Genomic DNA, 247 nt, shown 5'->3' with positions numbered 1-247 from the left:
ATCTACCCGGCCGTTGACCCGCTGGACTCCACCAGCCGTCAGCTGGACCCGCTGGTGGTTGGTCAGGAACACTACGACACCGCGCGTGGCGTTCAGTCCATCCTGCAACGTTATCAGGAACTGAAAGACATCATCGCCATCCTGGGTATGGATGAACTGTCTGAAGAAGACAAACTGGTGGTAGCGCGTGCTCGTAAGATCCAGCGCTTCCTGTCCCAGCCGTTCTTCGTGGCAGAAGTATTCACCG

The 247-nt window shown here is 57.1% G+C and carries 1 pseudogene; it reads left to right on the top strand.

Annotated features, from left to right (window positions below):
- Nucleotides 1–247 (top strand): annotated as a pseudogene (locus R2R70_RS22285) (F0F1 ATP synthase subunit beta); the annotation flags it as partial.

The sequence above is a fragment of the Cobetia sp. SIMBA_158 genome, assembly GCF_046566945.1.
Taxonomy (GTDB): domain Bacteria; phylum Pseudomonadota; class Gammaproteobacteria; order Pseudomonadales; family Halomonadaceae; genus Cobetia; species Cobetia amphilecti.
The sequence above is the reverse complement of the archived record's forward strand: the minus strand, read 5'-3'. Positions and strand labels throughout refer to the sequence as shown.